The following is a 23,609-nucleotide window of genomic DNA, read 5'->3' on the forward strand; positions in this document are numbered from 1 at the left end:
AAATATTACGGAGTGTCCACTTTGTCCAGGAATTCCAGCAGCATCGCGTTGAATGTGTCGGGGACCACGGCCGTGAAGGCATGGGCCCCGTGGGGCACCTCCCTCACCACGGAACCGGGGATCAGCGCCGCCAGTTCCTCGCCCAGATAGGCCGGCACCAGCGCGTCGTCGCGGGAGATGGCGATCAGGGTGGGGGCCGCGATGCCGCGCAGCGCGTCGCGCCCGTCAAAGCCCAGGAACATGCCGATCCGGTGGTTCATCGTCTCGATGGGCGGGAAATGCGCGAGGATCTTCGCCTCATCCGCATCCAGATGCGCGGTGTTGCGCGCGATCCATTCGGGCGGGAACAGGAAGATGGGCTGGGCGCGCACATAGGCCTGCGGGCCCTGGCTGGCCAGGATGCCCTGCCGCACCTCGAAGCAGCGGCGTAGATAGTCGTCGGCATGCGCCCAGCCGTTCACCACCGTCAGGCTGCGCACGCGGTCGGGGTGCAGCAGGGCGAATTCCAGCCCCACGATGCCGCCGATGGCATGGCCCACGACATGGGCGGCCGGGATGTCCAGCGCGTCGAGCACCGCGGCCATGTCCTCGGCCATGCCGGCCAGGTCGCGCGGGGGCAGGTGGCGGGTGCTGCGCCCGGTGCCAGCGTGGTCATACAGAATGACCTGGTGCGTGCGCGACAGTTGCTCGACCTGCGGGGTCCAGAAGCTGCCGCTGCCGCCCATGCCGGCCGAGAACAGGATGGGCGGGCCGCTGCCGTGGCTTTCGTAATGGATGGCCGCGCCATCCCGTTCCACCGTCGGCATGTTCAGCGCTTGTGCGCGATGGAGGCGATCTCGACCAGCGCCTCGGGCTTCACCAGGCCGCACTGGATGCAATAGCGCGCGGGCTTCTCGCCCGGGAAATACTCGGCATAGACCGCGTTGATGGCGGCATAGTTGGCCCAGTCGGTCAGGAAGATGTGGTTGAACACCACATCGGCCATCGAGGAACCGCCGGCCTCCAGCACGCCCTTGATCGTCTCCAGCACATGGCGGGCCTGGGCGGCGGCGTCGCCGACATGGACCACGTTGTTCTTCTCGTCGAAGGGCAGGGTGCCCGACACGTAGATCACGTTGTCCGCCATCATCGCCGGGGAGAAGGGGGCGATGGGGGTGGGGGTGCCGGGGGGGATGATCGCGCGTCCGGTCATGCTGGCCTCAACAGGTTGAGGGCGCAGCATGCACCGGGGCGCCGGATTACCCCATGGTTATCTGGCGGATGATCACGCCGCCGGGGCGGCGGGTGCCTCCACCGCAAGCTCCAGCGCGCGCGCGGCGCGCAGAACCAGGTCATCGCGATACAGGGCGGCTGCCAGTTGCACGCCGCGCGGCAGGCCGTCCTCATCCGTGCCGACCGGCACCGTGATGGCGGGCTGGCGGGTCAGGTTGAAGGCGAAGGTCCAGGGTGCCCAATCGCGCCACAGCGCGTCGCGCGGCTTGATCTGCGGCGCGTCGGTTGCCATCGCCGCCGTGGGCGTGGTGGGGCACAGCACCAGGTCGTACTGCTGGTGGAAGCGCGCCATGGCGTGGGCCGCCTCGATGCGCAGGGCCTCCGCGTTCAGCATGCCGATGGCATCGAAATCGCGCTCGGCCTCGGCCACTTCCAGGATGCCGGGGTCGATCATCTCCCGCTGCTCGGCCGAAAGCCCCGCGACCAGCTTCGCCAGGGCCACGCCCCAGACGCGGCCGAAGATGTAGCGGGTGTCGGGCATCTCGGGCGAGGCTTCCTCGACGATGGCGCCCTGTTCCTGCAGCAGAGTGGCCGCGTGGTCCACTGCGGCACGGCCGGCGGGGTCCAGGGGCGTTTCGAAGCCCAGGCGCCGCACCACCGCCACGCGCAGCCCGCGCACGCCGTCCTCGATGCCCGCCAGCCAGTCGCGTTTGTCCTCCGGCAGGCAGAACGGGTCGCGCAGGTCGTAGCGGGCCATGGCGCCGAACATCAGGGCCGCATCGCGCACCGAGCGCGTCATGGGCCCGGCCACCGCCACATTGGCGAAGCTGCCATGGGGCCATTGGGGGATGCGACCGAAGCTCGGCTTGAAGCCCACCAGCCCGCACCAGGCGGCGGGGATGCGGATGGAGCCCCCCGCATCGGTGCCGATATGCAGCGGCCCGAAACAGGCCGCCCCCGCCGCACCCGCGCCCGAGGAGGAGCCGCCCGGCGTGCGGTCCCGGTTCCAGGGGTTGCGGGTGATGCCGTTCAGCGGGCAGTCGCCCGGCGTCTTCCAGCCGAATTCGGTGGTCGTCGTCTTGCCGATGATGACCGCGCCCTCGGATTTCAGGCCCATCACCGCCGGCGCGTCGGCGCCCACGGGCTTGGTGCTGGTGGCGCGGCTGCCGCGCCGGGTCGGGAAGCCCGACAGGTCCAGCAGGTCCTTCACGGTAGCGGGCACGCCGTCCAGCGCGCCCATCGGGCGGCCGGCGAACCAGCGGGCCTCCGATTCGCCCGCCTGCTGGATGGCGCGCGGGTTCATCGCCGCGAAGGCGTTCACCCAGCTGTTCATCCGCGCGATTCGCTCCAGCACCGCCTGCAGCGCCTCAACGGGCGAAAGCGCCCGTCGGCGGTAGAGATCCAGCAATTCCTCGGCGCCCATCAGGGCGGGATCGGTCTTCGTCATGGCTGGAATGTGCATGAGTTTCGGGGGAAGGCTAGACAGGCGGCCCGCTCTCCCATATTCCACCGCTCGCGTCGGAGTGTAGCGCAGCCTGGTAGCGCACTTGTCTGGGGGACAAGGGGTCGTGGGTTCGAATCCCGCCACTCCGACCATCTTCACCACAAGCCGTCATTTCCGCCTGGGGCAACCCGGGCCGGTTTCGTGCGTCTTTGCTGGTGAAGGAGCATCCGTGATGCAACGCCGACACCTGTTCACCCTGATCGCCGCCATGGCCGTGCCCGCGGCCCTGGCCGCCCCCCTGGCCGCCCCCGCTTCGGCCCAGACGCCGCAGGATCTGCTGAACCAGTTCCTGGGCGGCGCCAATTACGGCCGGGATGACGAGGCCCGCCGCCGTTACGAGGAAGACCAGCGCCGCGCCTATGAGGCCGGCCGCCGGGACCAGGCGGAGCGTGAGCGTTGGCGCGACGAACGCGGCCGCCAGCGCTGGGAGGAAGAGCGCCGCCGCCGAGAGGACGAGCGCCAGCACGCCGAGCGCGAGCGCCATCGCTGGGAGGAGGAGCGCCACCGGCGCGAGGCCGAGGACCAGCGCCGCCGCGTCGAGGAAGAACGCCGGATGATCGAGGCGGACCGCCGCCGGATCGAGCGCGAGCGGTATCGCTAGACCGCTTCCCCCGCGCACCAGCCGCTGGCCCAGGCCCACTGGAAGTTGTAGCCGCCGAGCCAGCCGTTGACGTCCACCGCCTCACCGATGACGAACAGGCCCGGCACCTCCGTGGCCTGCATATCGCGGGAGGAAAGCTGGGCGGTATCCACCCCGCCCAGCATCACCTCGGCCTTGGCATAGCCCTCGGTGCCGGCGGGCGTCAGCGTCATGGCGCGCAGGCGCTCGGCCAGGGCGCGCAGCCCCTTGTCGGGCTGATTGGCCATTTCCATCGACGGCAGATGCGCCTCCGCCAGCGACTGGGCCAGGCGTTGCGGCAGGAACTCCGACAGGACGGTGCGGGGCTCGGCGCGCGGCCGGGCCTTTTTGCGGTCCAGCAGCAGGGCGGCCGGGTCCTGGTCGGGCAGCAGGTTCAGCGCGATGGGCTGGCCCGGCCGCCAATAGGAGGAGATCTGCAGGATCGACGGCCCTGACAGCCCGCGATGGGTGAACAGCATCGCTTCCGGAAAGCGCGGACCCTCCGCCGCGCGCGCGATCACGGGCAGCGCCACCCCGGCCAGCGGGCGCATCATCTCGAGCGCGGCGCCCTCGAAGGTCAGCGGCACCAGCCCGGGGCGGGTCTCCACCACGCGCAGCCCGAAGCGGCGGGCGAGGTCGAGCGAGAAGCCCGTGGCGCCCATTTTCGGGATCGACAGGCCGCCGGTGGCCAGCACCAGGGCAGGGGCCTCGAACTCGCCCCGGTCGGTGGCGATGCGGAAGGGGCCGGGCTTCGTCACCTCCGTCACGCGGGCGCCGGTGCGGATGGCGACACCCGCCGCCTCGCATTCCGCCACCAGCATGGCCACGATGTCGCGCGCCGAGTTGTCGCAGAACAGCTGCCCAAGCGTCTTCTCGTGCCAGGGGATGCGGTGCTTCTCGACCATCGCCAGGAAGTCTCGCGGGCGGAAGCGCGACAGGGCGGACTTCGCGAAGCGCGGGTTGGCCGAGACGAAGCGGTCCGGCGCCGTGCCGGTATTGGTGAAATTGCAGCGCCCGCCGCCCGAGATCAGGATCTTGGAGCCCACCTGCGGCGCGTGGTCCAGCACCAGCACGCGGCGGCCGCGCCTGCCGGCGCTGATGGCGCACATCAGCCCGGCGGCGCCGGCACCCAGAATGACGGCGTCGAACTGTTGCATGGGCCGCGTGTAGCCCGGCGGCAACCGCAAGGAAACAGCTGGCGTTTCCATCGTTCCCGGCGGAGAAGCCAGCGTCATGGATCGCCCCCACCGCGCCCTGGATGCGTTGAATTTCCTGCTGGCCGATGTCCGCGACGGGCTCGGCCCCTATCTGGCCATCTATCTGCTGGCCGTGCGCGGGCCTGAGCAGGGCTGGAACGAGGCGACGATCGGGATGGTCATCACCATCTCGGCCATCGCGGGGCTGCTGTCGCAGACGCCGGTGGGGGCGCTGATCGACCGGTCCGGCAGCAAGCGCGCGGTGGTGATCGCCGCGGCGGTGGCGGTCACGCTCAGCTGTGTCATCCTGCCCTTCGTCAGCGATGTCGCGGTGGTGGCGGCCACGCAGTCGGTCGCGGGCATCGCGGGGGCGGTATTCCCGCCCGCGCTCGCCGCCATCACGCTGGGCATCGTGGGGCCCCGCGCATTCTCCCGCCGCATCGGCCGCAATGAGGCCTTCAACCATGCGGGCAACGCCGTCTCGGCCGCGCTGACGGCGGGCACGGCGATCCTGTTCGGACCGATGGTGGTGTTCTGGATCATGGGGCTGCTGGCCGTGGCCAGCATCGGGGCCGTGCTGATGATCCCGTCCGATGCCATCGACAACGACTTGGCGCGCGGCCTGGACGAAGGCGGGCCCGTGCATGAGGAGCCCTCGGCCTGGGCGGCACTGCTGGGCTGCCGGCCGCTGCTGATCTTCGCGGGGCTGATGGCCTGCTTCCACCTGGCCAATGCCGCCATGCTGCCGACGGTGGGGCAGAAGCTGACCCTGCTGGTCGGCAAGGAACACGCGACATCGCTGATCGCCCTGTGCATCGTGGCCGCGCAATGCGTGATGGTGCCGGTGGCGCTGCTCGCCGGCAGCCGGGCCGAGGCCTGGGGGCGCAAGCCGATCTTTCTCGCGGCCTTCGGCGTGCTGGCGCTGCGGGGCATGCTGTATCCGGCCTCGGACAGCGCGTGGTGGCTGCTGGGGGTGCAACTGCTGGACGGCGTGGGCGCCGGCATCTTCGGCGCGCTGTTCCCGGTGGTGGTGGCGGACCTGACGCGCGGCACCGGCCGGTTCAATGTCAGCCAGGGTGCCGTCGCCACGGCGCAGGGGGTGGGTGCGGCGCTCAGCGCCTCTCTCGCCGGCTGGGTCATCGTGGGTGCGGGCTATTCGGCGGCCTTCATGGTGCTGGGCGGCATCGCCGCCATCGGCTTTCTCGGCTACCTGCTGCTGATGCCGGAGACGCGCGTGCCAACGCGATAGGCGCCGCGCGCGGTTTCGCGGCACAACATGTCCAGGACATGCCCTTGCATGGTTCCAGGCGGGTTCCGTTTTGCCGCCCCCTGGCCGACCCTCGCGCCCTCACATTGGCAAAGAGGTTTCCCATGGATATCGGCGTCTTCATCCCGATCGGCAACAATGGCTGGCTGATCTCGAAGAACGCGCCGCAGTACAAGCCGAGCTTCGCCCTCAACAAAGCCGTCGCCCAGAAGGCGGAGGCCTACGGGCTCGACTTCCTGCTCTCCATGATCAAGCTGCGCGGCTTCGGCGGCGAGACGCAGTTCTGGGACTACAACCTGGAATCCTTCACGCTGATGGCGGGCCTCGCGGGGGTGACCGAACGCATCAAGCTGTTCGCCACCGCGGCGTCGCTGGTGTTGCCGCCCGCCATCATGGCGCGCATGGCCGTCACGATTGATTCCATCGCCCCGGGCCGCTTCGGGGTGAACCTGATCACCGGCTGGCAGCGGCCCGAATATTCCCAGATGGGCCTGTGGCCGGGCGACGAGCATTTCGCCAGCCGCTACGGGCATCTCTCGGAATACGCCCAGATCGCCAAGGAATTGTGGACCACGGGCCGGTCGGACCTGAAGGGCGAGCATTTCCAGATGGATGACTGCCGCCTGCTGCCGATGCCCGAGGGCAAGATCCAGATCGTCTGCGCCGGGCAGTCCGATGCGGGGCTCGCCTTCATGGCGGAGCACGCGGACTACAATTTCTGCCTGGGCGTGGGCATCAACACGCCGCTGGCCGTGACCGAAACCACCGCCCGCGTGCAGGCCGCCGCCGCGAAGACCGGCCGCAAGGTGGGCGCGCTGGGCCTGTACATGATCATCGCCGCCGAGACCGACGAGGAAGCGATGGCCCGCTGGAACCATTACCAGGAAGGCGCCGACGTCGCGGCCATCACCTGGATGGGCGACCAGGCCGCCGCCGACAAGCATTCGGGCGAGGACACCAATTCCAAGCGTTACGCGCTGCCTGAGGGCGCGATCAACTTCAACATGGGCACCTTCGTGGGTTCCTATGCCTCCGTCGCGCGGATGCTGGATGAGCTTTCGACCGTGCCCGGCATGGCGGGCGCCATGCTGACCTTCGATGACTTCCTGCAAGGGCTCGATGATTTCGGGCAGAAGATCCAGCCGCTGATGAAGAGCCGCAACAAGGTGATGGCATGATCGATACCGCGGCTTTCCTCGCCGACCTCGATACCCTCAGGAAGATCGGCGAGTACAAGACGGGCGTCCATCGCCCGACCTTTTCCCCGCAGGACATGGAATCGCGCCACTGGCTTGCCGCGCGCATGGCCGAGGTGGGGCTGGAACCCACCATCGACGGCATCGGCAACGTGTTCGGCCGCCACACCGGCCCCGGGCCGCATGTGCTGGCGGGCAGCCATATCGAAAGCCAGAACTACGCGGGCTGGCTGGACGGCGCGCTGGGCGTGATTTCGGCGCTGGCACTCGCGCGCGCCGGCCTGCCCGTGGACGTCTGCGCCTATTGCGACGAGGAATGGCATTTCGGCGCGGGCTTCATCGGCAGCCGCAGCCTGATCGGGCGCCTGAGCGAGGAGGAGATCGACGCCTCCGTCGGCACCTTCACCGGCCAGCCGTTGCGTGAGGCGCTGGAGCAGGCGGGGCTTGCCGGAAAACCCCGCATCGTGATCGACCCCGCCCGCTACAAGGGCGCCTTCGAGATGCACATCGAGCAGGGAACCCAGCTGGAGAATGCCGGGCTGCGCGTCGGCGTCGTCACCGGCATCGTGGGCATCCGCAACTATGTCATCGAGGTGGAGGGCAAGCAGGACCACACCGGCGGCACCACCATGGCCGAGCGCAAGGACGCCCTGGTGGGCGCGATGCGCATCCTGCACGCCATCGACATGGAGTTCCCGCGCGTGTGCGGCGAGCGTTCGGTCTGGACCGCCGGCAAGCTGGTGCTGGACCCCAACGCCCCGCACATCATCCCCGGCCACGCCACGATCAACTTCAGCTTCCGCGACATCGACAACGCGGTGATGGACCGGATGGCGGCGGCCCTGGAGCGCATTGTCCAGGAACACAACCGCCGCGACCGATGCCCGGCCACCCTGCAGCTGACCGCGCGCAGCGAGCCCGCGCTGAGCGATCCGGCCATGCTGGCGGCCCTGACCTCAGCGGCGGGGGAGCTGGCCCCCGGCGCCTGGCAGGCCATGCCGAGCGGCGCCATTCACGACAGCCAGCACCTGGCGCGCGTGATGCCCGTGGCCATGCTGTTCACCCCCTCCATCGGCGGCATCAGCCACCACTGGACGGAAGACACGAAGCGAGAGGACCTGGAGCTGGGGATGCGGGTTCTGCATGAGGGCGTGAGCCGCTTCCTGGCGGCGTAGCATCCTCACCCAGTGCCGCCAGGAAGCCCTTGGACCACCGGGCGGCGCTGTTCTGCTTCAGCAGCGCCATGTTCTCGCGCCAGCGCGCCTGCCGCTCCTCCAGCGGCATGGACAGCGCGTCGTTCAGCCCCTCGGCGATCTCGTCCGGGTCATGCGGGTTCACCAGCACGGCGCCCGGCAGTTCCGCCGCCGCGCCCGCGAAGCGCGAGAGCACCAGAACGCCGGGGTCCTTCTCGTCCTGGGCCGCGACGTATTCCTTGGCGACCAGGTTCATCCCGTCCCGCAGGGGCGTGACCAGCCCCACCTTGGCCAGCCGCAGATAGCCCGAGAGGCTGGTGCGGGAGCTGGCGCGCGTGATCCAGCGGATGGGCGCCCAATCCACCTCCGCGTGCTGGCCGTTGATGCGGCCCGCCAGCTCGTCCAGCTCCCGCCGCAGGGAGCGGTATTGCTGAAGCTCCCCGCGTGACACGGGGGCGACCTGCAGGAAGGTCACGTTGCGGCGCTGCTCCGGGAAGCGGCGCAGCAGGCGGTCCACGCCCAGGAAGCGGTTGGGCAGCCCCTTGGAATAGTCCAGCCGGTCCACGCCCAGCAGCAGCGCGCGGCCGTTCAGGCTCTCGGCCAGGCGCTTGGCCTCGGCGCTGCGGGCGGCGCGGGCGGCGGTCTTGGCGAAGCCCTCGGCATCCATGCCGATCGGGAAGGCCTCCACGCGGGTCGAGAGCCCCGCGCCGGCCAGCGCGCCGGAGAGGTTGGCCGCATCCTCCTCGGTCTGCATGCCCACCAGGTCATACTGCGCGATGTCGGCCAGCAGCGCCTCGCCGCGCGGCAGCGCCGCGAAGAAGGGCGCGGGCGGGAAGGGGACGTGCAGGAAGAAGCCGATGCGGTTGCCCAGGCCCAGCCGCCGCAGCGCCCCCGCCAGCGGGAACAGATGGAAATCATGCACCCAGATCACGTCATCCGGGCGCAACCGGGCGGCCAGCACGCGCGCGAAGCGCTCATTGACGGCGCGGTAGCCTTCCTCCTCCTCGCGGCGGAACTCCACGAGGCCCATGCGATAGTGCAGCAGCGGCCACAGCGTGCCGTTGGAATAGCCGGTGTAGTAGAGCTTCAGCTCCTGCTCCGTGAGGTCCACGGTGGCATAGCTGACGCCGTTGGCCTCCACGATGGCCGGCTCGTCGCCCGGCTCGCGGGAGGTCTGGCCGGACCAGCCGAACCAGATGGCGCTGCGACCTTCCAGCGCATCCTTCAGCGCGACCGCGAGGCCGCCGGGCTGGGTCTTCGCGCCGGGCTTGGGCACCGGCACGCGGTTGGAGACGATGACGAGGCGCGGCATTACAGCTTCTCCTCAGCCTCGGCCGGCAGGCTGGCCAGCCAGGCGCGCAGGGCGGTGGGCGTCTCGAAGCTCGCATCCATCTGCAGGCCCATCCCGCCCATGGCCTCGGCCGCGGCGATCGCCGCCTGGTCGGTCACGTCGTCGCCGATGAACAGCGGCAGGCGCCCGGCGAAGGCGGGGCTTTCCATCAGCGCGTTCAGGCCGATGCCCTTGTCCGTGCCGCGCGGGCGCAGCTCCCACGCCATGGAGGCCGGGAGGATCTCGAAGCGGGCATCACCCGCGATCATGTCGCGCAGCCCCTGTTCCAGAACCAGCCCCGCCTCGGGGATGGCGCGGTAATGCAGCACGAAGCCGGCATGCTTGGTCTCGACCCGGGCGCCGGGATGCGCCTCGGCCAGCCGGGCGGCGGCCGCGCGCCAGTCATCGGGCACGCGCGGCAGGTTCAGGCGGACGGGTTCGGCCGGGGGCAGGCACAGCACAGCGCCATGTTCGGCGGAGGTCGGCAGGGAACCCATCAGCGCCACGGCCTGGACCAGCGGCCGCCCCGTCACCAGGGCCAGCGCCCCGCCCATCTGCCGGTGCAGGGAGGCAAGCAGCATGGGCAGCCCCTCCGGCACGTGAACCTGCTCAGGGGTGGGCGCGATGTCGAGCAATGTACCGTCGATATCGAGCAGCAAGGCATGGCGGCTGAGCAGGTCCGCGCTATCGGGTATTCCGGGATGCATGACATAGAAACGTTCGACGGTTGCATTCGGCTGCGGATTTTTCCCCATGCAGCGAAAAAATGTTCCGCGCGTGTCGGCTCCGTGGCGGTTGTCCGACAATGCCGCGCGCGTATCCTGCCCGGCCAGACAGACGGAGTCCCAGCCCATGCCCCTCATGGTCGATCGCATCACCCCCACCGAGGATATGCCCGCACAGGTGGATGTGGTGGTGATCGGCGGCGGCATCGTGGGCGTATGCGCCGCGCTTTATGCCGCCAAGCGCGGCCGGACGGTGGCGCTGGTCGAGAAGGGGCTGGTCGGCGCCGAACAGTCCAGCCGCAACTGGGGCTGGGTGCGCCAGCAGAACCGCGACGTGTCCGAGATCCCGATGGCCACCCATTCCCTGCGGATGTGGGAGGAGCTGCAGACCGAGACCAATGAGGATCTGGGCTTCCGCCGCACGGGCCTCGTCTATGTGACGCGCAGCCAGGCCGATGTCGCGACCTGGGAGAATTGGGCGAAGCTCGCCAAGCCCTTCGACATCGACACCCGCATGCTGACGGCCGAGCAGGCGCGCGAACATTCGCCGGGCTCCGTCCTGCCCTGGGTGGGGGGCGTGTATTCGCCCACCGACGGCCGCGCGGAACCCCGCCTGGCCTGCCCGGCGCTGGCGCGCCTGGCCATGCGGATGGGCGTGTCGGTGCTGGAGAACTGCGCGGCGCGCGGGCTGGACCTGACGGGCGGTCGCGTCAGCGGCGTGGTGACGGAGCGCGGGCTGATCCGGACCGGCAGCGTGATCGCGGCCAATGGCGCCTGGGCGTCCATGTTCCTGCATCATCACGGCGTCTCGCTGCCGCAGGCCACGATCCGCGCCACCACCTTCCGCACCACAGCCGTGCCGGGCGTGACGGAGGGCGGGCTCTCCACCCCCGAATTCACCCTGCGCCGCCGGCTGGACGGAGGCTTCACCGTGGGGCTGTCGGGGCGCGGCCGGTATGAGGTGGCGCCCCGCGGCATGCGCTATGCCCGCGAGTTCTGGCCCCTGTTCAAGTCCCGCTGGGACAAGATGCTGCTGCGCGCCGGCACCTCCTTCTTCAACGGGCCCGAGGCGTGGTCGCGCTGGACGGACGACCAGGTTTCGCCCTTCGAGAAGCTGCGCATCCTGGACACCGCCCCGGAGGCGAGCTGGGTGGACAAGGCGCTGGAGGAGATCGTCACGGCCTATCCGTCGCTGAAGGGCATCAAGGCCGCGGAGAGCTGGGGCGGGGCCATCGACTGGACGCCGGATGGCCTGCCGGTGATCGCGCCCATCGCCGCCCTGCCGGGGCTGGTGCTGGCGGCGGGCTTCAGCGGGCATGGTTTCGGCACCGGGCCGGCATCGGGCCATCTGGCGGCGGACCTGGCGCTGGGCGATGCGCCCATCGTGGACCCGTACCCGTTCCGGCATGAGCGGCTGATAGACGGTTCGGTGGCCAAGGCGCCGGGAATGATCTGACGGGCGCGTGACCCGATAGCGGGCAACCTGGGCGCCTGCTGGGCGGAACGACGTTCCAAAAAGCGGAAATGCTGCATTGCGGTGCAGGCTTTCCGCTTGTCCTGACAACTGCTCCGCCTAAGCTCGGCATCGACACCTTGCCGAGTATCGCCCCATGTTCACGCGTCGCCAGGCCCTCGCGGGCCTTTCCCTCTCCCTTACCGCCCCCTCGCTGGCCGTGCGCGCCGCGCCCATGGTCCAGCGCGACGTGCGCCTGATCTGCCCCTATGCCCCCGGCGGCACGGTGGACATCCTGGGCCGGCTGCTGGCGGAGGCGATCAGCCCGCGCCTGGGCGGGCGCAACGTCGTGGTCGAGAACCGCAGCGGCGCCGGCACCTTCATCGCCATGCAGGCCGCAGCCAACGCGGCCGACGGCTACACCATGTCGATGTCCTCCACCGCGACGCTGGCCACCACCCCGGTGCTGCCGGGCGCCATGGCGCCGATCGACGTGGACAAGGCGCTGACCAACGTCACCAGCCTGATCCGCGTGCCCATGCTGCTGGTGGGCCAGCCCAGCGCCTCCTTCCGGACGGTGTCGGAGCTGGTGGCCTATGCCAAGGCGAACCCGGGCAAGCTGAACATCGGCAATTCCGGCCAGGGCGGGCAGACCCATCTGCTGGCGGCGCGCCTGATGCATGAGGCCGGGATCAGCATGGAGCAGATCCAGTATCGCGGCGGCATCCCGGCGCTGACGGACATCATGGCCGGCAATTCGGACCTGTACTTCTCGCTGCTGCCGGAATCGCTGCCCTTCGTGCGCGATGGGCGCCTGCGCGCCATCGCCTTCGCCTCCGAACAGCGCAACCACAACCTGCCGGACGTGCCGCTGATCCGCGAAACCATCGCGGGCTTCACCGGCGATGTGGGCTACGGGATGGTGATGGCCGCGGGCACGCCCAATGAATGGGTGCAGTTCTGGAACGAGGAAATCAACCGCGCCATGAACCTGCCCGAGGTCAAGGCGCGGCTGGAAAGCCGCTTCCTGGTGGCGACGAACGGCACGCCCGCCGCCTATACCGCCGAAATCATGGAAGACCGCCGCGTATGGGGCGCCGTGATCCAGGCCGCCGGCATCCGCGCCGGCGCCTGAGGCTTCAGGCCACGGGCAGCCAGAGCATGACGGTGGTGCCGAGGCCGGGCGCGCTGCGCAGGGCCAGCCCACCGCCGGACTGCTCGGCAAAGCCCTTGGCCATCGGCAGGCCGAGCCCGGTGCCCTGCTCGGCGGGCTTGGTGGTGAAGAAGGGTTCCAGCACGCGGGCCAGGGTCGCCTCGTCCATGCCGGTGCCGTTATCCGTCACCTCCAGCCGCACATAGCGGCCGGGCTTCAGATCACCGCCCTCCGGCGCTTCGTCCAGCGCGGCCGAGAGCCGGACCACGCCGCCCTCGGGCATCGCGTCGCGCGCATTGACGGCCAAGTTGACCAGCGCGGCTTCCAGCTGGCGCCGGTCGGCCATCAGGCGCGGCAGGCCGGGTTCCACCGCCACATCGCAGGCATAGGCACGGCCCAGCGTGCGCTCCAGCACGATGCGCAGGTCGTCCAGCAATTCCGCCGCGTCGATCGCGGCGGCGCTGAGGTCCGAGCGGCGGGCGAAGGCCAGCAGGCGGCTGGCGACCGCGTCGCCGCGCTCCACCGCCACATTCAGCGCATCCAGCAGCGCCATCACCTGGTCCGGCTCGTCCACCACGTCACCGATCAGGGCGGAGGCGCTTTTGACCATCTGCAGGATGTTGCGCATGTCATGCGCCATGCCGCCGGCCAGCTGGCCCAGCGCCTGCATGCGGTCGGCATGGGCGGTGCGGGCCTGCATCGCCTCGCGGCGGGCCACTTCCTCGGCCACGCGCTGTTCCAGGCTGTGGTTCAGCGCCTGCAGCTCCGCCTGCGTCTCACGCAGGGCGGTCACGTCGTCGAAGGTTTCCATGACCGCCAGCGGCTCACCGTCGGGGGCGCGATGCAGCACCTTGCGGGTGGCCAGCACCAGGGCGCGGCGGTCGCGGTGGCGGCTGATCAGGTCACCCGACCATTCGCCGTCCCGCAGCAGGATCCGCTGGATGTCGTCGAAGGGCTTGGGGAAAATGGTCGCCAGCAATTCCCAGGCGATGCGGCCCACCGCCTCGGCGGCGGTCCAGCCCAGCAGGCGTTCGCACCCCTGAGACCAGAAGGTGATGCGCCCCTGCATGTCGCGCACCATGACGGAGGCCAGGTCGAGCTGCGCGAGCTGGTTCTGCAGTTCGGCGCGGCTGGTGGCCAGCGCGGCCTCGATCTCCTTCTGGCGGGTCACGTCCACATGGGCGCCGACCACACGCACCGCGCGGCCGTCGGGGGCGCGCTCGATCTCGGCGCGGGCCGAGATCCAGCGCACATCGCCGGTGGGCGTCACCACGCGGTATTCCTGGGCGTATTCGGTGACGCCTGATTCGAGCGAGATGGCCTGCAGAAAGACGCGCTCGGCGCTCTCGCGGTCCTCAGGGTGCAGGCGCGCGACCCAATCCTGATGCCGTTCGACCACGGGCGCGGCCGAGGCGCCATGCAGCGCCATATACTCGCCCGAGCGGTGATTGAGGCCGCTGTCGAGCTCGATCTCGAAGCCGCCGACGAGGCCGATGCGCTGCACCCGCCGCAGGCGGGCCTCGCTGGCGGCAAGTGCCGCTCGCAGCTCCGGGCTATCGCCCGCTTCCTCGGCCGTCGTCATCGTCTCCGCTCGCTGGGGAGGCTTCGCACCTTAACGAAGCCCGTCCCTCATATCTATTACGGCAGAGATAGAATCACCAGCGGCCGGAACCATATCAAATCAAACGTCTGTAAGATTAAATCATTCTATGGAATGAATAAACCGCCCCAAAGTTAACCCATGTTGTTGTGGCGACGCGAAGCGGCCCAGGCGTGGCGATGGTCTTGTCGGGGGGAGCGGGCAGGCGCATCGAAGCGCCCGCCCGCGCAGTATCAGGACCGATAGGACCCGTTGATGTCGATGTAGCCGTGCGTCAGGTCGCAGGTCCACGCCGTGGCCTTGCCCTTGCCCAGGCCGATATCGACCGTGATCTCGACCTCGCGGCCCTTCATGTGGGCCACCACCGGGGTTTCGTCATAGCCCGGCACCACGCCGCCGTCCTTGGCCATCCAGGTGCCGCCCACGGCGACCGAGAGCTTGTCGCGGTCGGCGGGCTCGCCGGCCTTGCCCACGGCCATCACGATGCGGCCCCAATTCGCGTCCTCGCCGGCGATGGCGGTCTTCACGAGCGGGGAGTTGGCGATGGCCATCGCGATGCGATGGGCGGACCTGGCGCTGACCGCCCCCGTCACGTCGATGCGCACCAGCTTCTGCGCACCCTCGCCGTCGCGGGCCACCATCAGGGCCAGCTCCATGCACACCTCGTTCAGGGCGCGGGCGAAGTCCTTCAGCATCGGCCCACCTTCGGCCGGCACGCGGGCGTGCTTGGCCTTCCCGGTCGCGAACAGCATCACGGTGTCGCTGGTCGAGGTGTCGCTGTCGACCGTGACGCAGTTGAAGCTGGGGTTCACGGCCTTGGTCAGCAGCTTCTGCAGCACCGGCGCCGGGATCTTCGCGTCGGTCGCGATGAAGGAGAGCATGGTCGCCATGTCCGGCGCGATCATGCCGCTGCCCTTGGCGATGCCGTTGATGGTGACCACGGCATCCCCGATCAGCGCCGTGCGGGTGCTGGCCTTGGGGAAGGTGTCGGTGGTCATGATGCCGCGCGCGGCATCGGCCCAGGCGGTGTCCGTCAGGCTGGTGTGCAGGCCGGGCAGGGCGGCGGTCAGGCGCTCATGCGGCAGGGTCTCGCCGATCACGCCGGTGCTGGCCAGGAAGATTTCGCGGGCCTTGCAGCCCAGCAGCTTGGCCGCTGCCTCGGCGGTCGCCTTGGTGGCCTCGCGCCCGGCCTTGCCGGTGAAGACATTGGCGTTGCCGGCATTCACCACCAGGCCGCGGGCCTTGCCGCCCTTCAGCACCTCGCGGCACCACTCGACGGGCGCGCCCGGGCACAGGTTCTTGGTGAACACGCCCGCGGCCGTGGTGCCGGCGGGGAATTCCATCATGGTCAGGTCCGCACGGCCCTTGTAGCGGATGCCCGCCGCGACGATGCCGAGGGTGACGCCCGCGATGGCCGGCAGCGCCGGCATCGGAAGGGCGAGGGGAGAGACGGGGATCTTGCCGGCCATGGCTATTACCTCCGGGCGGGAGCAGGGGCGGCAGGGGGCTGGGCACCCTGCATCAGGCCGCCGGGGGCGGCGGGGGGCGTCACGCGTTCGATGTTGACGGTGCCGCGGATGCGCTCGACGGCGGCCTGCACCTCCTCCTGAAGCAGGCGCTGGCGGATCTCCTCCTTCGAATCGTCGAAGGACGGGCCCTGGCTGCTGCGGCGCTCATCCACCTTGATCACGTGCCAGCCGAACTGGGTGCGCACCGGCTGGGCGCTGACCTGGCCGGGCTGCATGCCGAAGGCGGCGGCGCTGAACTCAGGCACCATGTCGCCGCGCTTGAACCAGCCGAGCTCGCCCGACTCACGCGTGCCGGTGCCCTGCGCGAAGCGGCGACCCACCTCGTCGAAATCCTGGCCGCGCTGGATGTCGGCCAGCGCCGCGCGGGCCTCGGCCTCGGTCGGCACCAGGATGTGGCGGGCGCGCACCTCTTCCTCGGCCGGGCGGTTGGCGAAGTCGCGGTCGAAGCGCGCGCGCACGGCCTCATCGGTCACGCGGGGCAGCACCTCGCGGCGCAGCAGCGCCTGGGTCAGCTCCTGCTGCTCCAGCCGGGCCAGGCGGGCGCGCAGCTCGGGGTCGTTCTGCAGCCCGGCGCGGCGGGCGGCGATGCCGAGCGCCCGGTCGGTGATGGTGCGTTCCACCAGCTGGCGCATGGCTTCGGGCGGCAGCATGGAGGCCAGGGCCTCGGGCGGGACATTGCGCAGCTCGGGCGGCAGCACGTCGCCGGCGGCGGCCAGCACGTCGGACAGCTTGATGGCCTCGCCCTCGACGCGGGCCAGGACCGGGTCCTCGGCGGCGGCCGGGGTGCCGGCGGCTGCGGGCGCTGCGGGGGCCGCGGCCGAGGGGGCGGCCGAGGGGGCGGCCGAGGGGGCAGCCGGGCGCGCGCCCGGCGGGGCCGCGACCGGCGGCGGAGCTTGGGCGAAGGCCGGAGCCCCGGCCAGGAAGGTAGCGGCAAGCAGCGCGATACGGCGCATCGGGAAGCTCCGAGGAGAGGGGTGGCCGAAGATGAAGGAATCCGGCCCGCGCCACAATCGGGGGGCGGTGTCACACGGCAACGGCAGGTTTCGCGGCGTATGCGTGTAACGGCGCGCCTTGCGGGTGTTGCATATCCGCACCATTTCCGCCCCCGTGACAATGCCCTGAAACCCGGCAGCCCCCGCGCCGTTCGGCAGGGGATTGCCTGCCCCTCGCGTTGACCCTGTGCGGGGCGGGCCCTATGTCGATGCTGCTATCAATGCCGCCCTGGCGCCTGCCCGCGCCGTGGTGCCACGGGGCGCGGCCCCGCCAGGAGTGTAAATACGCATGTTCGCCCGTCTTGCCCGTGCCCTGTTCGGTTCCGCCAATGACCGCTCGCTGAAGCGCCACCAGGCCCTTCTGCCGAAGATCGCGGCGTTGGAATCGCAGATGGCGGCACTCACCGACGACGCGCTGCGGGCCAAGACCAGCGAGTTCCGCGACCGCCTGGCCAGCGGCACCGAGCTGGACGACCTGGTAGCCGAGGCCTTCGCCGTGGTGCGGGAGGGTGCGAAGCGCGCGCTGGGCATGCGCCACTTCGACGTGCAGATGATCGGCGGCATGGTCCTGCATGAGGGCAAGATCGCCGAGATGAAGACCGGCGAGGGCAAGACGCTGGTGGCCACCCTGGCCGTCTACCTCAATGCGCTGCCGGGCAAGGGCGTGCATGTCGTCACCGTCAACGACTACCTGGCCCGCCGCGACGCGGAGTGGATGGCCAAGCTCTATGGCTTCCTGGGGCTGACCACGGGCATCATCGTGCATGGCCTGACCGATGAGCAGCGCCGCGATGCCTATGCCTGCGACATCACCTACGGCACCAACAACGAATTCGGCTTCGACTACCTGCGCGACAACATGAAGTACCGGCTGGACGAGATGGTCCAGCGGCCCTTCGCCTATGCCATCGTCGACGAGGTGGACAGCATCCTGATCGACGAGGCGCGCACGCCGCTCATCATCTCGGGCCCCACCGACGATACTTCGGAGCTGTATCGCCGCGTCGATGCCGTGATGGCGGAGTTCGTGAAGGACCCCGAGCATTACGAGAAGGACGAGAAGCAGCGCACCGTCACCATGACGGAGAAGGGCGGCGAGAACATCGAGGCCATGCTGGAGGCCGCGGGCATCCTGACCGAGGGCGGGCTGTACGACACGCAGAACGTGACGCTGGTGCACCATGTGAACCAGTCCCTGCGCGCGCACACCCTGTTCAAGCGCGATGTCGAGTACGTGGTGCGCGACGACAAGATCGTCATCATCGACGAGTTCACCGGCCGCATGATGGAAGGCCGCCGGTATTCGGATGGCCTGCACCAGGCGCTGGAAGCCAAGGAAGACGTGACCGTCCAGCCTGAGAACCAGACGCTGGCCAGCATCACCTTCCAGAACTACTTCCGCCTGTACCCCAAGCTGGCCGGCATGACCGGCACGGCGGCCACCGAGGCCGATGAGTTCGCCGAGATCTACAAGCTGGAAGTGGTCGAGATCCCGACCAACGTGCCCGTCGCGCGCCTGGACCAGGACGACGAGGTGTACCGCACGGAGGAGGAGAAATACCTCGCCGTGATCAACCTGGTGGCCGAGGCCAGCGAGCGCGGCCAGCCCACCCTGGTCGGCACCACCAGCATCGAGAAGAGCGAGGTTCTCTCCGCCCTGCTGAAGCAGAAGCGCGTGCCGCATGCGGTGCTGAACGCGCGCTATCACGAGCAGGAAGCCGAGATCATCACCCAGGCCGGCCGCCCGGGCGCCATCACCATCGCCACCAACATGGCCGGCCGCGGCACCGACATCAAACTGGGCGGCAACCCCGAGATGCTGGCCCGCCAGGAAACCGGCGAGACCGAGGGCGAGGCCTATGAGGCGGCCCTGGCCCGCCATGAGGCCGAGGTGGCCGTGCTGCGTGAGCAGGTGAAGCAGGCCGGCGGCCTGTTCGTCATCGGCACCGAGCGGCATGAGAGCCGGCGCATCGACAACCAGCTGCGCGGCCGCTCCGGCCGCCAGGGCGACCCCGGCGCCAGCCGCTTCTTCCTCTCCCTCGAAGACGACCTGATGCGCATCTTCGGCAGCGACCGCATGGGCGGCGTGCTGCAGAAGCTGGGCCTGAAGGAAGGCGAGGCGATCACCCATACCTGGATCAACAAGGCGCTGGAGCGTGCGCAGAAGAAGGTCGAGGCGCGCAACTTCGACATGCGCAAGAACGTCCTGAAATACGACGACGTGATGAACGACCAGCGCCGCGAAGTGTACGCGCAGCGCCGCCTGTTCATGGAGAGCAACGACCTCTCCGAGATCATCGTCGAGATGCGCCACGAGACGATCGAGGACATGGTCCGCCGCCATATCCCCGAGAACACCTATCCCGAGCAGTGGGACCTGGTGGGCCTGGAGGACCAGGTGCGCAACGTGCTGGGCCTGGACCTGGCCGTCGCCGCCATGGGCCAGGAAGAGGGCATCGACGACGACATGATCCTGGAGCGGATCCGCGACACCGCGGACCGCATGGCCGCCGCCAAGGCCGCCGAGATCGGCCCCGAGACCATGCGCATGGTCGAGAAGAGCCTGCTGCTGCAGCTGTTCGACCAGGTGTGGAAGGAACATCTGCTGGCGCTGGACCATCTGCGCCAGGGCATCGGCCTGCGCGCCTATGGCCAGCGTGACCCGCTGAACGAGTACAAGCGCGAGGCCTTCGCGCTGTTCAACGGCATGCTGGAGGAGCTGCGCGGCCGCGTCACCTCGCTGATGCTGCGCCTGGAACTGCGCCCGCAGGACCCGCTGCCGATGCCCGAGCCCATTCAGGTAACGGACATGCGCCACCCGGCACCGGACGGCGCGATCGAGGAATATGGCGGCGCGACGGAGCTTGCCTCCCCGCGCGTGGCGGTGGACCCGAACGACCCCAGCACCTGGGCCGAGACGCCGCGCAACGCGGCCTGCCCCTGCGGGTCGGGCAAGAAGTTCAAGCACTGCCACGGCCGCCCCGTGTGATGTCGATTGCCCCGGCTTCGGCCGGGGCCTAGGCTCGCCGCCCAGAAGGCGGCAGCGTCCCCCCGCATGGCGCCCATGCCCGGAGGTGACGTCATGCCCGACAACCATGTCTCCTACTCACAGGACAATCTGAGCCGGGCGGTGCTGGACCGCATCGGGCCCGAGACCGACCCGCGCCTGGCGGAAATCATGCGCTCCCTCCTCAGCCACGCGCATGCCTTCGTGCAGGAGGTGCGGCTGAAGCCCGAGGAATGGGAGCGCGCCATCGCCTTCCTCGTGGAGATGGGCCGGTTCTGCGACGACAAGCGCAATGAGTGGATCATGCTGTCGGACGTGACGGGCGTGACGATGCTGGTGGACGCGATCGCCCATGCCGGCCACGCCGATGTCACCGAGACGACCGTGCTCGGCCCCTTCCACCGGGAGAATCCGCCGCTGCTCAAGAACGGCGACAACCTGTCGCCGGACATGGCGGGGGAGACGCTGGAACTGCGCGTGACGGTGGCGGACGCCGGGGGGCGGCCCATCGAGGGCGCCCAGGTCGACATCTGGCACGCCGATGGCGCCGGCGGCTACGACAGCCAGATAGGCGACGGCGAGCAGCACCTGATGCGCGGCCGCTTCACCACCGGCGCCGATGGGCTGGTGCAGTGCTGGACCATCAATCCCTCCAGCTATCCGGTGCCGCATGACGGGCCGATGGGGCGGGTCCTGGCCTCCATGGGCCGCAGCCCGATGCGGCCCGCGCATGTGCATTTCTGGCTGAAGGCGCCGGGATACCGGGACCTGGTGACGCATCTGTTCGCCGATGGCGACGCGCATCTGCACGACGACGCGGTGTTCGGCGTGAAGGCCAGCCTGGTCTGTGACCTGCAGGCACGCCGCAGGGCGGGGCAGAGCGACCATCTGGTGATGGAATACGAGTTCCGCCTGCCCAGGGCCTGAGGCCACCCGGCTGCGGGCGTGCCCTAGGCGCGCGCCAGAAGCCTTTCCTCCGGCAGGGTCAGCCAGGCGCGGCTGCCGATGCCCGGTGCCGTCTCGAACACCAGGTCGCCGCCCAGCGCCGCCAGCAAGGACCGCGCCAGCCCCATGCCGAAGCCCAGCCCGCGGGAACCCGGCATGCCCTGCTGCCGCAGGTCGCCCTCGGGCAGCGCCACGCCCTCATCCTCGATGATGATGGCGGCCATGCCGCCCAGCCGCGCGAAGCGGATGTCGATCACCTGCTGCGATTCCGAAAGCCGCGCGGCCCGCACCAGCACCTGCACCACCGCGCCGCGCAGGGCGCGGCGGTCCGCGGTCAGGGCCACGCCCTCCAGCGCGCGGTCCACCCGGCAGCGCCGCGCGGCTGCCCCCAGCTGGGCGCTGGCCACCGTCACCGCTTCCTCCAGCAGGGGCAGCAGCTCCACCCGTTCCTCATGGATGCGGCGGCGGCTTTCCTCGGCGGCCAGCACATCCTCCAGATAGTCGGACATCTCCAGCAGCTGCATGGCCAGCGCCTGGCATTCGGGCGCCTGCCGGCCGCGCAGCGCGAGGCCGATGGACAGGGATTCGGTGGCGGCATGGCGCAGCGCGCGCTGCTGGTTGCCCGCCGGCGGCCTGCCGCGGCGCGCCAGCAGCCAGCCGGCGGCCGCCCCCAGGGCGAGGCCGGGCAGGGTCAGCAGCCAAAAGGTCGTCAGGGGCAACATGGCCGCAGCCTGAACGCTTCGCCTGAAGCCCTGGTTAACGGCAGCCGTTGCGGTCCGCCGCCTCCTGCGCCAGCCCCAGGCGGAAGCGCCCAAGCTCGAAGGCGCGGCCGACGGCGGCGGCACTGGGCTCAGTGCCCGCGCGTTCCGCCTGGCCGATCGTCTCGCCCGTCAGCTCCGCCAGGCGCGGGCAGCCGCAGCCGGTGAAGATGCCCTGGGAGGCGCGCAGCGTGCCCGCGATGGCCAGGCCGCGCTCGCGCCCCTCCAGCAGGCCCTGCAGCGGGCGGGAGAATTCCTGCGCGGCCGTGCGCAGCCCGGCCAGCCCGCTGCCGTAGTCACAGCGCGGGCGCTGGGCCTGGGCAGGGCCGGCCGCCAGCAGCAGCGGGATCAGCCACCACATGCGCGGATCGCCTTTTCCATATGGGCGGGCACCGGGGCGGTGGCGGCGATCTCGCCCTCCGGGCCGGGCAGGGCAATGGCGCGGGCCAGCAGGTGCAGCACGCCCTCGCCGCCGCCATAGCGGGCATCGCCCAGGATGGGATGGCCCAGATGGGCGGCGTGCACGCGGATCTGGTGCGTGCGGCCGGTGCGGGGGTGGAATTCCAGCCAGCTCAGGCCCGGCGCGCGGCCCAGCACGCGCCAGTCGGTCACGGCGGGCTGGCCCTTGGCGTCCACCACCATGCGCCAGCCATCGGCGGCGCTGCTGCGCTTCAGCAGGGGGGCATCGATCGTGCCGGCATCGCCCGCCACATCGCCCCGCAGCACCGCCCAATAGGTCTTGCGGGCCAGATGCTTCTCGAAGGCCTGGGCGAGGGCCGCGATGCCGGGTTTCGTGCGCCCCAGCACCAGGCAGCCGGCGGTGTCCGTGTCCAGCCGGTGGACGGGGCGGGGCAGGTGGCGCCGGCCGTTCTGCAACGCGGGCAGCCAATCCTCCAGCGAGGGGCCGCCGCGCGGGCCCGGATGCACCGGCAGGCCCGCCGGCTTGTTCAGCACATAGGCGGCCGGGCTCTCATGCAGGATCGTGGCTGCCAGCCAGTCCGGCAGAGGGCCCCGCCGCGCACTGTTCAAAACAGGCGTTGCCCCTGTTCCATCCAGTGGAAATACAGCTCCCGCGCCTTGGTCGCGATCGGGCCGGTGGGCAGGTCGCGGCCATTGTAGCGGATGCAGGGCTGCACCTTGCCGAAATTGCCGGTCGAGAACACCTCGTCCGCCGTGTCCAGCTCCTCTGGCTTCACCGCGCGCACCTCGACCGGGACGCCGGCCGATTGCAGCAGGCCGATGATGCGCTTGCGGGTGATGCCGGCCAGGAAGGTGAAGTTCTCCACCGGCGTCACGGCCACACCGTCCTTGGCGAACCAGATATTGGCCGAGGCGAGCTCCGCCACATTGCCCGACGGGTCCAGCAGCACGGCGTTGTCGGCACCGTGCTGGCGCGCCCAGGTCGCGGCGCGGGCACCGTTCGGATACAGGCAGGATGCCTTGGCGTCGGTCGGCGCCATATCCTGCGCGGAGCGCCGGAACGGGGCCAGCATGGCCGAGAAGCCGCCGAAGCCCGGCAGCGGCGCGTCGTAGATGGACAGGATGAAGTCCGTGCTGTCCGGATCGGGCTGGGAGGCACCGAGGCCCCGGCGGATGAAGAACATCGGCCGCACATACAGCTCTGCCTCCGGGCCCATGCGACGGATGCCTTCCTTGCACAGCGCCTCGATCTCGGCGGCCGAGATCTTGGGCGCCATCAGCATCGCCTTGGCCGAGCGGATGACGCGGGCGCAGTGCAGGTCGAGGTCGGGGGCGTAGCCGCGGATGCCGCGCGCGCCGTCGAACACGGAGGAGCCGAGCCAGAAGGCATGGTCCATGGGGCCCAGGATCTTGGGCTCCTCGGTGGTCCATGCGCCGTTGTACCAGAACACGCCGGCCATGCTGGCTCTCCCCTCATCTCAAGGCCGGCATGTCTGCCACGGGGCGGGCG

The 23,609-nt window shown here is 70.0% G+C and carries 21 protein-coding genes and 1 tRNA gene; 9 read left to right on the forward strand and 13 right to left on the reverse strand.

The genetic code is table 11. The features are described 5' to 3' along the window. Positions 1–5: 5 nt before the first annotated feature. The 3 genes from rutD to EOD42_RS07165 form a co-directional block, all read right to left on the reverse strand. The gene (gene rutD / locus EOD42_RS07155) at positions 6–806 is read right to left on the reverse strand and encodes a pyrimidine utilization protein D (RefSeq protein WP_127786823.1); all 801 of its coding nucleotides are present in this window, start codon (positions 804–806) and stop codon (positions 6–8) included. Between the two features lie 2 nt (positions 807–808). After that, entirely contained in the window at positions 809–1,192 is a 384-nt protein-coding gene (rutC, locus tag EOD42_RS07160; RefSeq protein WP_127786824.1) for a pyrimidine utilization protein C, read from the reverse strand. A 72-nt stretch (positions 1,193–1,264) separates the two neighbouring features. Further along, on the reverse strand, positions 1,265–2,659 hold the full coding sequence (locus EOD42_RS07165; protein WP_127786825.1) for an amidase: 1,395 nt from the start codon (positions 2,657–2,659) through the stop codon (positions 1,265–1,267). A 72-nt stretch (positions 2,660–2,731) separates the two neighbouring features. Here EOD42_RS07165 and EOD42_RS07170 point away from each other — a divergent pair. Together EOD42_RS07170 and EOD42_RS07175 are read left to right on the forward strand one after the other, a co-directional pair. Continuing rightward, positions 2,732–2,808 (forward strand) — tRNA-Pro (locus tag EOD42_RS07170). Between the two features lie 80 nt (positions 2,809–2,888). Then, a complete protein-coding gene (locus EOD42_RS07175; RefSeq protein WP_127786826.1) occupies positions 2,889–3,317 on the forward strand; it encodes a hypothetical protein in 429 nt (142 codons plus the stop codon). On the opposite strand, the gene EOD42_RS07180 is transcribed toward EOD42_RS07175, so the two are convergent. Beyond that, positions 3,314–4,492, reverse strand: coding sequence for a BaiN/RdsA family NAD(P)/FAD-dependent oxidoreductase (locus EOD42_RS07180; protein ID WP_127786827.1), 1,179 nt, complete (start codon positions 4,490–4,492; stop codon positions 3,314–3,316). The two genes, EOD42_RS07175 and EOD42_RS07180, sit on opposite strands and share 4 nt — an antisense overlap. A 76-nt stretch (positions 4,493–4,568) precedes the next feature. Between EOD42_RS07180 and EOD42_RS07185 the strand changes: the two genes are divergently transcribed. From EOD42_RS07185 to EOD42_RS07195, 3 genes are all read left to right on the forward strand, one after another. Further along, entirely contained in the window at positions 4,569–5,780 is a 1,212-nt protein-coding gene (locus tag EOD42_RS07185; protein WP_127786828.1) for an MFS transporter, read from the forward strand. A gap of 122 nt (positions 5,781–5,902) precedes the next feature. Then, the gene (gene rutA, locus EOD42_RS07190; protein WP_127786829.1) at positions 5,903–6,976 is read left to right on the forward strand and encodes a pyrimidine utilization protein A; all 1,074 of its coding nucleotides are present in this window, start codon (positions 5,903–5,905) and stop codon (positions 6,974–6,976) included. Further along, positions 6,973–8,169, forward strand: a complete 1,197-nt coding sequence (locus tag EOD42_RS07195; protein WP_127786830.1) for a Zn-dependent hydrolase — start codon at positions 6,973–6,975, stop codon at positions 8,167–8,169. The genes rutA and EOD42_RS07195 overlap by 4 nt, the downstream gene beginning before the upstream one ends. Here EOD42_RS07195 and EOD42_RS07200 read toward each other — a convergent pair. Beyond that, complete coding sequence (locus EOD42_RS07200; protein ID WP_127786831.1) at positions 8,075–9,499, reverse strand: alpha,alpha-trehalose-phosphate synthase (UDP-forming); 1,425 nt, start codon at positions 9,497–9,499, stop codon at positions 8,075–8,077. The genes EOD42_RS07195 and EOD42_RS07200 overlap by 95 nt on opposite strands. After that, positions 9,499–10,224 carry a trehalose-phosphatase gene (gene otsB / locus EOD42_RS07205; RefSeq protein ID WP_127786832.1) on the reverse strand — a complete coding sequence of 242 codons (726 nt, stop codon included), beginning with the start codon at positions 10,222–10,224 and terminating at the stop codon, positions 9,499–9,501. The genes EOD42_RS07200 and otsB overlap by 1 nt, the downstream gene beginning before the upstream one ends. A gap of 145 nt (positions 10,225–10,369) precedes the next feature. Between otsB and EOD42_RS07210 the strand changes: the two genes are divergently transcribed. Then, a complete protein-coding gene (locus EOD42_RS07210; RefSeq protein ID WP_127786833.1) occupies positions 10,370–11,698 on the forward strand; it encodes an NAD(P)/FAD-dependent oxidoreductase in 1,329 nt (442 codons plus the stop codon). Between the two features lie 154 nt (positions 11,699–11,852). Further along, positions 11,853–12,830, forward strand: coding sequence for a Bug family tripartite tricarboxylate transporter substrate binding protein (locus EOD42_RS07215; protein WP_127786834.1), 978 nt, complete (start codon positions 11,853–11,855; stop codon positions 12,828–12,830). 4 nt (positions 12,831–12,834) lie between these two features. On the opposite strand, the gene EOD42_RS07220 is transcribed toward EOD42_RS07215, so the two are convergent. The 3 genes from EOD42_RS07220 to EOD42_RS07230 all read right to left on the reverse strand — a co-directional run bounded on the left by EOD42_RS07220 (position 12,835) and on the right by EOD42_RS07230 (position 16,930). Further along, positions 12,835–14,430, reverse strand: a complete 1,596-nt coding sequence (locus EOD42_RS07220; protein WP_127786835.1) for a PAS domain-containing sensor histidine kinase — start codon at positions 14,428–14,430, stop codon at positions 12,835–12,837. Positions 14,431–14,681: 251 nt separating this feature from the next. Next, complete coding sequence (gene argJ, locus EOD42_RS07225; protein WP_127786836.1) at positions 14,682–15,917, reverse strand: bifunctional glutamate N-acetyltransferase/amino-acid acetyltransferase ArgJ; 1,236 nt, start codon at positions 15,915–15,917, stop codon at positions 14,682–14,684. Between the two features lie 5 nt (positions 15,918–15,922). Next, the gene (locus tag EOD42_RS07230; RefSeq protein ID WP_127786837.1) at positions 15,923–16,930 is read right to left on the reverse strand and encodes a peptidylprolyl isomerase; all 1,008 of its coding nucleotides are present in this window, start codon (positions 16,928–16,930) and stop codon (positions 15,923–15,925) included. Positions 16,931–17,258: 328 nt separating this feature from the next. Here EOD42_RS07230 and secA point away from each other — a divergent pair, with 328 nt between their 5' ends. Both secA and EOD42_RS07240 read left to right on the forward strand, forming a co-directional pair. After that, a complete protein-coding gene (gene secA, locus EOD42_RS07235; RefSeq protein ID WP_127786838.1) occupies positions 17,259–19,958 on the forward strand; it encodes a preprotein translocase subunit SecA in 2,700 nt (899 codons plus the stop codon). Between the two features lie 93 nt (positions 19,959–20,051). Further along, positions 20,052–20,903: a dioxygenase family protein gene (locus EOD42_RS07240; protein WP_164867819.1), complete on the forward strand. Its 852-nt coding sequence runs from the start codon at positions 20,052–20,054 to the stop codon at positions 20,901–20,903. 23 nt (positions 20,904–20,926) lie between these two features. On the opposite strand, the gene EOD42_RS07245 is transcribed toward EOD42_RS07240, so the two are convergent. From EOD42_RS07245 to EOD42_RS07260, 4 genes are read right to left on the reverse strand one after another with little or no spacing between them, the layout of a single operon-like run. Then, a complete protein-coding gene (locus EOD42_RS07245) occupies positions 20,927–21,643 on the reverse strand; it encodes a sensor histidine kinase (RefSeq protein ID WP_127786840.1) in 717 nt (238 codons plus the stop codon). A gap of 34 nt (positions 21,644–21,677) precedes the next feature. After that, the gene (locus EOD42_RS07250) at positions 21,678–22,040 is read right to left on the reverse strand and encodes a hypothetical protein (RefSeq protein ID WP_127786841.1); all 363 of its coding nucleotides are present in this window, start codon (positions 22,038–22,040) and stop codon (positions 21,678–21,680) included. Next, positions 22,028–22,708: an RluA family pseudouridine synthase gene (locus tag EOD42_RS07255; protein WP_240655031.1), complete on the reverse strand. Its 681-nt coding sequence runs from the start codon at positions 22,706–22,708 to the stop codon at positions 22,028–22,030. The genes EOD42_RS07250 and EOD42_RS07255 overlap by 13 nt, the downstream gene beginning before the upstream one ends. Beyond that, positions 22,705–23,559 carry a branched-chain amino acid aminotransferase gene (locus tag EOD42_RS07260; protein WP_127786842.1) on the reverse strand — a complete coding sequence of 285 codons (855 nt, stop codon included), beginning with the start codon at positions 23,557–23,559 and terminating at the stop codon, positions 22,705–22,707. The genes EOD42_RS07255 and EOD42_RS07260 overlap by 4 nt, the downstream gene beginning before the upstream one ends. Between the last annotated feature and the right edge of the window lie 50 nt (positions 23,560–23,609).

The sequence above is a fragment of the Rhodovarius crocodyli genome (assembly GCF_004005855.1).
Classification (GTDB): Bacteria; Pseudomonadota; Alphaproteobacteria; order Acetobacterales; family Acetobacteraceae; genus Rhodovarius; species Rhodovarius crocodyli.

What these genes read in the sequence shown, in the direction of transcription:
- rutD (WP_127786823.1), bottom strand. Translation starts at nt 806, where the DNA reads ATGCCGACGGTGGAACGGGATGGCGCGGCCATCCATTACGAAAGCCAC.
- rutC (WP_127786824.1), bottom strand. Translation starts at nt 1,192, where the DNA reads ATGACCGGACGCGCGATCATCCCCCCCGGCACCCCCACCCCCATCGCC.
- EOD42_RS07165 (WP_127786825.1), bottom strand. Translation starts at nt 2,659, where the DNA reads ATGACGAAGACCGATCCCGCCCTGATGGGCGCCGAGGAATTGCTGGAT.
- EOD42_RS07175 (WP_127786826.1), top strand. Translation starts at nt 2,889, where the DNA reads ATGCAACGCCGACACCTGTTCACCCTGATCGCCGCCATGGCCGTGCCC.
- EOD42_RS07180 (WP_127786827.1), bottom strand. Translation starts at nt 4,492, where the DNA reads ATGCAACAGTTCGACGCCGTCATTCTGGGTGCCGGCGCCGCCGGGCTG.
- EOD42_RS07185 (WP_127786828.1), top strand. Translation starts at nt 4,569, where the DNA reads ATGGATCGCCCCCACCGCGCCCTGGATGCGTTGAATTTCCTGCTGGCC.
- rutA (WP_127786829.1), top strand. Translation starts at nt 5,903, where the DNA reads ATGGATATCGGCGTCTTCATCCCGATCGGCAACAATGGCTGGCTGATC.
- EOD42_RS07195 (WP_127786830.1), top strand. Translation starts at nt 6,973, where the DNA reads ATGATCGATACCGCGGCTTTCCTCGCCGACCTCGATACCCTCAGGAAG.
- EOD42_RS07200 (WP_127786831.1), bottom strand. Translation starts at nt 9,499, where the DNA reads ATGCCGCGCCTCGTCATCGTCTCCAACCGCGTGCCGGTGCCCAAGCCC.
- otsB (WP_127786832.1), bottom strand. Translation starts at nt 10,224, where the DNA reads ATGCATCCCGGAATACCCGATAGCGCGGACCTGCTCAGCCGCCATGCC.
- EOD42_RS07210 (WP_127786833.1), top strand. Translation starts at nt 10,370, where the DNA reads ATGCCCCTCATGGTCGATCGCATCACCCCCACCGAGGATATGCCCGCA.
- EOD42_RS07215 (WP_127786834.1), top strand. Translation starts at nt 11,853, where the DNA reads ATGTTCACGCGTCGCCAGGCCCTCGCGGGCCTTTCCCTCTCCCTTACC.
- EOD42_RS07220 (WP_127786835.1), bottom strand. Translation starts at nt 14,430, where the DNA reads ATGACGACGGCCGAGGAAGCGGGCGATAGCCCGGAGCTGCGAGCGGCA.
- argJ (WP_127786836.1), bottom strand. Translation starts at nt 15,917, where the DNA reads ATGGCCGGCAAGATCCCCGTCTCTCCCCTCGCCCTTCCGATGCCGGCG.
- EOD42_RS07230 (WP_127786837.1), bottom strand. Translation starts at nt 16,930, where the DNA reads ATGCGCCGTATCGCGCTGCTTGCCGCTACCTTCCTGGCCGGGGCTCCG.
- secA (WP_127786838.1), top strand. Translation starts at nt 17,259, where the DNA reads ATGTTCGCCCGTCTTGCCCGTGCCCTGTTCGGTTCCGCCAATGACCGC.
- EOD42_RS07240 (WP_164867819.1), top strand. Translation starts at nt 20,052, where the DNA reads ATGCCCGACAACCATGTCTCCTACTCACAGGACAATCTGAGCCGGGCG.
- EOD42_RS07245 (WP_127786840.1), bottom strand. Translation starts at nt 21,643, where the DNA reads ATGTTGCCCCTGACGACCTTTTGGCTGCTGACCCTGCCCGGCCTCGCC.
- EOD42_RS07250 (WP_127786841.1), bottom strand. Translation starts at nt 22,040, where the DNA reads ATGTGGTGGCTGATCCCGCTGCTGCTGGCGGCCGGCCCTGCCCAGGCC.
- EOD42_RS07260 (WP_127786842.1), bottom strand. Translation starts at nt 23,559, where the DNA reads ATGGCCGGCGTGTTCTGGTACAACGGCGCATGGACCACCGAGGAGCCC.